The sequence below is a fragment of the Streptococcus danieliae genome, from assembly GCF_025447695.1.
In the GTDB taxonomy this organism is placed as follows: Bacteria; Bacillota; Bacilli; order Lactobacillales; family Streptococcaceae; genus Streptococcus; species Streptococcus danieliae.
In genome coordinates, this window is record NZ_JAOBSU010000103.1 from 1 (window position 1) to 6,316 (window position 6,316).

The following is a 6,316-nucleotide window of genomic DNA, read 5'->3' on the forward strand; positions in this document are numbered from 1 at the left end:
TGCCATTGTTTTTTGGCAATTTCTGATGATTTTTTAGCTATTTACACGGAGTTGTTTGAGGTATGAATAATTTGGGATAACCCAACATCAAAACGTTGTCTCCAACAGCCTGATTGGCCGCATGAAGAATGTTGTGATTGGCCGCATGGGTCAAGCGTGTGGTTGTAAAGAGATAGTACTGGTTACCAAGTTTGACAACATTTGGACGTTCCAACTCATCACTAACCATTGGAGAACTTACAAGTGGTGTGTAGTATTGAGCCACATAAGGACGTTTCTCACTGCCACCTAAGCGGACAATTCCGATTGCTGCATTGGAATGAGCCGCTTTTTTGTACATCCCTTCATTTTCCAACAAGTTGAAGAGTCTCTTAACCATGTAAGACGCATCGCCACCATAGTTGTTCCAGTTGTAGATTTGCTCTTCGCCTTGGTAGTTTTGTTGACCAGTGCTAGCCTCAAAGACCAAGTAACGTGTTCCATCTGCTTCCTCTACAATATGCGGATCACGCATGGCAATATTATCAAAACCACGATCCCCTTGAGTCCACTGGGCATAGCTTTGGTAGAAATAACCATCTCCACCCTGAGGAGTCAAGACTTGGTTGTTGGTCACTGAACGAATGCGAACATCTTGATCATCAAACAACAAGTTCAAAGTAGCAGTTGCTAATTTCTGGTTGTTGGACTGATCACTCGTGTCAACATGGGTGTAATAAAGCTGGATGGAACCATCTTTATTGACAGTGGCAGAACCAGACCATTGTTGCACAAGCGGTGACAAACCATAGCCAAAGATTGAACCAGCGTTCTTCCAATTGCCAAAGTTGTTGTCCCCATACTTGTTATAAAGAAGGTAGATATGTTGGTCATTTTCATGTGGCAAGCCCATCATGGCAATAACCAATTGGTAACCATTCCAGTTTACAATATGCCCAGTCTGAGCATCTTGAACAGGCCATGAATCCCACACATCTAGATCAGCCACTTCTCCAGTTTGGGCATTACGAGTTCGTGCCGCTGGCATATTTTCAATTTGCGAAGCATTGAAATATGGAATCGCGTAACGGGAATCACGATTTACTAATGATGTTGCAATATCTTCAAAATTTTTGTAGGTGATTAAGGTTCCAGAATTTGATGGAAGATCTTTTCGAACACGATTAAGAGCAACCTTTTGCGCCTCTGTTAGGTTCGCTAGATCGAGACCTGCCTCCTTAGCAACCTCATAAGCCTGCTTGCTAAGACCACGTGTCGCTGGCTCTATTTGAGCTGAGGCTGGACTAGCAGCTGGAGCAGCTGGTTGAATTGCAGCAGCCTTCTCTACTGGAGCTGCTTCCTTCACTTCATCAGCAGCCGGTGCAACTGGTGCTGAAGCATGAGCTAGTGTAGGCTCAGCTGGGCTAGCAGGAGTTTCCACTGGAGCTGCGGAACTTGGAGCACTATTCTCAGCTGTAGTTGCAACAGGTTCTGCACCCTCAGCAGCGACCAGAACCGCTTCCTGAGCATTCGCGCCAACGCTATCAGCTGCAACAACAGATGATGTTCCAACTGCCATCACACCTGCCGTGGCTGCGCTGACCACAATCCATTTTTTCTTAGATTTACGCATTTTCTTTTACATCTTACTCTCCTAAAAATTTTTAATTTCAATATTTTAAAGTGATTTCACGAAATCACTACCAAGGAATCCGGAAATTTTACAGATTTCTTTCAAGAATTTTCCCAATCCTAGTAACATTATTGTAACATAAACACAGGAAAATACATCAATAAAAATGAAACCAGTAGTTGACAAAAGTCTACTATTTTAGCCAATCGCCCCTCACACCTCCCGCCAAAAGAAAAGCCCCTCATTTGTTAGAATACAAAATCCAACAAATAAGAGGACTAAGCCTTTTCCAATAGGTGATGATAGTCGTTTCCTTAGCTCATCTTGCTACGAAACCAAGAGGTTCTATTGCTTAATCACGCGTTGATTTATAAGCCAACTTCTCACCATGCTCTTTTACAAACGCCTCCATCTCACTATCCGGAATCTGACGTAGGTAGAGATTGGCGCGGATTGTCTCATCTTCTTCACGACAAGTTGAAAGTACAAGGTAACGGTCTTCTGCCTTAATCTCGACATCTTTTTTCTTAACCTGAGCATCCTTGTAAACTTGGTTCAACTGCTCAACAAAGTCTTGATCAGAATCAAATTCGGTGCGGTAAAAAGCCGTTGTTTCCGGAACAATAATCATGGCTACAGCTTCATAGTAATATTTCCGTTCTGGTGTTTCAACCACGACATACGGATGTTGACTAAAATAGTCGCTATTACTGTAGAAGTTTACATCATTAAACATCCGACTATCTGGAACCTTACTGCCTCGAGCATGCCCAAAGAGCCAAGTCAAGCGATCACTAAAATCCTTGCTGTTATCCATATCCATAAAGACTGTCCCCATGTAAGGCTCATGGCCCCCCGTGAAGGTCTTATCTAGATAGGTTGCATTATCAGTAGTCTGTACAACAGGTTCATCTAGATTGGTTCCCGGAGCGTAGACATAAGCGATTGTGTCTTTATTGGTTGCCAATAAAGGCTCAAAGCGTTCTTTGAGATAGACCTTGTCTTCAGCAGAGGGCTGGTAAGTCCTTGTCTGCTTATTCTGAGGTTGGGGACTATTCTGATTTGCCTTACTGGAAGAGCTGCACCCCACTAACATGAGGATTAATCCACTAAGTAAAACAAAACCTGTCAGAAAGGTTTTTATAAATCTATTTTCTAATTTCATTGCTCTACCTTCATCTTCTCAGACTCATGTTCGATCAAAATCTGGTTAGTCCTGATTTTGCAATGCTATGAGTCCTCTCATTGTGATTTTCGCTTGCTACTATAGACTTTTAGTTTACTTTTAGTACAAGGCAGCAGTCGTAGACAGCTAAAAAGCTCTGAGGAGGTTTTTAGCTTGCTAATAAAACTTTCGAAGAAAGTTTCAAAGAAGTACGGCAAGATGAGCTAACACAGTAATAAAATATAAACTAAACGACTATAAAAAGAAAGCGAGAGGGGGGTAGGATCATCCTGAAACCCGACTCTCGCCTTCTACACAGGTAATCGAATCAACTACTTGTGTCTTACTTCACTGCAGCGGTGTTTGGAAGAACTTTTTGTCCTTCTTTTTTCGCTACGTCTTTCTTAGCTGCATCTTTCTTCGCAGCTTTGACTGCAGATTTCACAGCCTCTTCAGTTGTTTTAGTTGCTTCTGATGATTTTACTTCTTCTTTAGCATCTTTTGATTCTAGTTTTTTGCCTGTGTTACGTTCATAATCCTCTGCAACACGGACATCATTTGGTTTATTAGCATCAACAGCTGATTCTTCAAAGTAATTGCCTTGAGCCTTAGCAGCTTCGATGAAAGAATTTGCCATTTTCACAAGATTTTCATTGTAAGCAGCTGAATAGGCCTCGTTATAAGCTTTTTCATAAGCAGACTTAGCCGCAGCCATTTTTTCTTCATAGTCATGACCAGAGCCGATATTGTTCATCGCTTCTTGAGCTGCAACAACATTCGCATTGTTTTGAGCAATCGCTTCTAGATCAGAGACATGACCTTCAAGATAACGATGAGCTTCGTCATAAGCATCACGCTCTGAAACATATGATTTTTGAATCAATTGGTTTGTATAGTCTGTATTCCGTCCGTCAGTGGCTCCCTCTGTTGTTTCAGCAGAAACTGCAGATACACCTAGAGCAAGCAGTGCCAAAGCAGCTGTAGAAAGTAGTAATTTTTTCATAATAAATCCTTTCTTAGAGTCTCGAGACCTAAACAATTCATTGCTTAGATAGCCATAAAGCTTTCTAACAGATAGTTTTACAACACTATCTATAGCAATTTAATTGTATGCCTAAAAAAATTCTATGTCAAGTTCCATCCAAACTTTTCTAAAACTTTTTTGTTTTTTTAAACCAATGGTTACATTTTTTTGATATTATGAATATTTTACTAAATAATGAGGTAAACTTTCGGAAAATTTTCTAAACCATTCGTTTATTTTTCCAAAAGATCTACGAATAAAGATAAAAGGGCTTGATCCGAAACCTCTTTAACACGGTAGTTTGAACCTTGGGTATCCACGCTTATTAACACCTGACTGCTTCTATCCGCCTTTCGAACGAAGAAGTACCGTTGAACCGGATCTTGAGGAGAGACCTGGTAATCATAGGCGTCTAAAATCTCCACTTTTTCCGTTACATCTTGACCTCCAGCTTCAATCAGTGTCATCGATTTCGAGGCTAGTTGTGCTTTAACAGTCTCCAGAGTTGAAGTATAGGCACCAGCCTCCTGGCTATTCAGATAATCTGCCAAGGCCTGACTTTGGACTTTGGTCCAAACAGGCTTGGTCTCTTCCTCGCTCGAAGCAGCAGTGCCGACTTCTGTATCTGAGCTAGACTTCTGCTCACTGGAATTTGATTCTTGAAGACTACTTGCTGCTCTCTCTGATTCCTGACTGGAACTGCTGCTACTTGATTCAGCATTCAGACTCGATAACTGACTAGTACCTGTTGAAGCCTCTGCTTCCTGAGGTGAACGCTTCTCGCTCGAGCTGGATTCCTCTAGGCTACTTGTTTCAGACTCTACTTCCTGATTCGCACTACTTTCGTCTGTACGACTGCTGCTTGCCTGAGTGGCTGTTGAAGCCGTCTCACTTGCACTTGACTGCGATTGGGATTCCTCCTCCCTGCTCTGAGAATTGTCCAACTTTCTTTGATAGCTAGCTACTTGCTCTATGGATATCGGACCTTGCTCCATATTCCAACGCAGGATTTCCAGTTGATCCCCCACCAAACGGAAGCCAATTGCAACTTGACTTCCATCTGAAGCTAGGAAGTCTGGTAGACTATTTCCTTGACGAATCTGGTAGAGGCCCTGACCATGATCTTGCAGTTGACCAATGCTGAACAGAAACTCTTGGTTCTGGACCCGTAGGCGACCACTTCCATCAGCCTTGAGCTTAAGTTCTCCCTGCTCCGCCTGCCAACTACCCAGTAGTCCTTCCGGAACTTGGTGCAAGACGTTCACTTCTTCTTGCTTAGAAGAACTGCTTTTCACTTCTATTTTCGCTTCTGAGGAACTAGAAGATTTTCGTTCCTTCAATTCCCGGCTCTGAGAGCTGGCGGCCTGGGCAGCCTTTTCACGACTTTGAGCAGCCGATGCTGAGGCTGACGCAGCGACTCGTGCTTCCTCCAAGGCCTGAACTTGCGCTTCCTTCATGGCAGTTTTCACACTCGCAGCTAAGTCTAGATCTACCTCTAGCTGGTCACTAGCGGCAGAAACTTCAACAGTCTTGGTCTCCGTCGTAAATTCTTTACCCATATAATAGAAGGAGGCATGCACCTGTAGTTTTTGATCTTCTAGGAGAAGCAAGGTTTTCCGTAGACCATCTGCCACCTTTTTGCCATTGACCATAAGTTTTACCTGGCTATACTCACTTGCCTTACCCGGAAGTGTAGCGGACAGCTCTTTTTCCACAGCCGTCAAATTCATCTCCAATTGATTCTTTTGGCCTTTTTCAAAAGGTAAAAGCAAATTGGTATCCAAACGCCCAAATTCTGTTGAGGCTAAAAGGCTGAGAGGCTGGTTGGTCAGCTTCACTTTCCCTAAATTCGTTGCCTTATCCTTAGGCACGGTCTGCCCATCAATGGTCAGACCGTCCAAGTTTGAAGTCACCTGGACCGCTACTGGATAGGAGGAAACGCGATAATGATCGAAGAAAAAGAAAGTTTTACCATCTTCCACCAACCCTAGAATCTGATTGCCATTGGCATCTTGGTAGACCTTGGCACCGGCCTTCTGCTGTTTGAGCTGCTCCAGTAGCTCATCTACTTGCAGACCATGATCATCTAGATAGCCCACAAAACCCTGGGCATCACTCGCAGACCACTTGCTAGTTGGCGTCGATAAGAGGCTTGCCAACCGCTCATAGTCTTGAGCTTTAACAGCCTGACTAAAACTGCGAATTGCCGCATCAGGCCCTGATCCCTGAACCGCATAAATACCTGTTCCCAAAGCGAGAGCCAGTAGGGCTACCGCCGTTAACCCCGCCTTCTTTTTACCGCTCAAAGGCGACCTTCTACTTCCTACTTGTTTCATATTCTCACCTCTATTCTATAATTTCTAAAACTCTTCTTATCTACTATTATAGATGGTAGCAAAACAAGTGTCAAAAAAGAGCCCCTTTCAGGACTCTAATTCAAGCAAGAAAAAAAGCCCCGAAGGGCAAGAACTCCGCCAGTAGGACTCGAACCTACGACATCATGATTAACAGTCAT

3 protein-coding genes and 1 pseudogene are annotated in these 6,316 nt (G+C 43.2%); all 4 read right to left on the reverse strand.

The window, feature by feature from the left end; all coding sequences use genetic code 11:
• Positions 1 to 76 precede the first annotated feature (76 nt).
• Positions 77 to 1,612: pseudogene (locus N4310_RS07185) on the reverse strand (glycoside hydrolase family 68 protein); the annotation flags it as partial.
• A 352-nt stretch (positions 1,613 to 1,964) separates the two neighbouring features.
• Positions 1,965 to 2,777, reverse strand: coding sequence for a class B sortase, LPKTxAVK-specific (gene srtB, locus N4310_RS07190; protein WP_262092645.1), 813 nt, complete (start codon positions 2,775 to 2,777; stop codon positions 1,965 to 1,967).
• A gap of 343 nt (positions 2,778 to 3,120) precedes the next feature.
• Positions 3,121 to 3,780 carry an LPKTxAVK-anchored surface protein gene (locus tag N4310_RS07195; RefSeq protein WP_262092646.1) on the reverse strand — a complete coding sequence of 220 codons (660 nt, stop codon included), beginning with the start codon at positions 3,778 to 3,780 and terminating at the stop codon, positions 3,121 to 3,123.
• 254 nt (positions 3,781 to 4,034) lie between these two features.
• Positions 4,035 to 6,137: a TcaA second domain-containing protein gene (locus N4310_RS07200; protein WP_262092647.1), complete on the reverse strand. Its 2,103-nt coding sequence runs from the start codon at positions 6,135 to 6,137 to the stop codon at positions 4,035 to 4,037.
• Between the last annotated feature and the right edge of the window lie 179 nt (positions 6,138 to 6,316).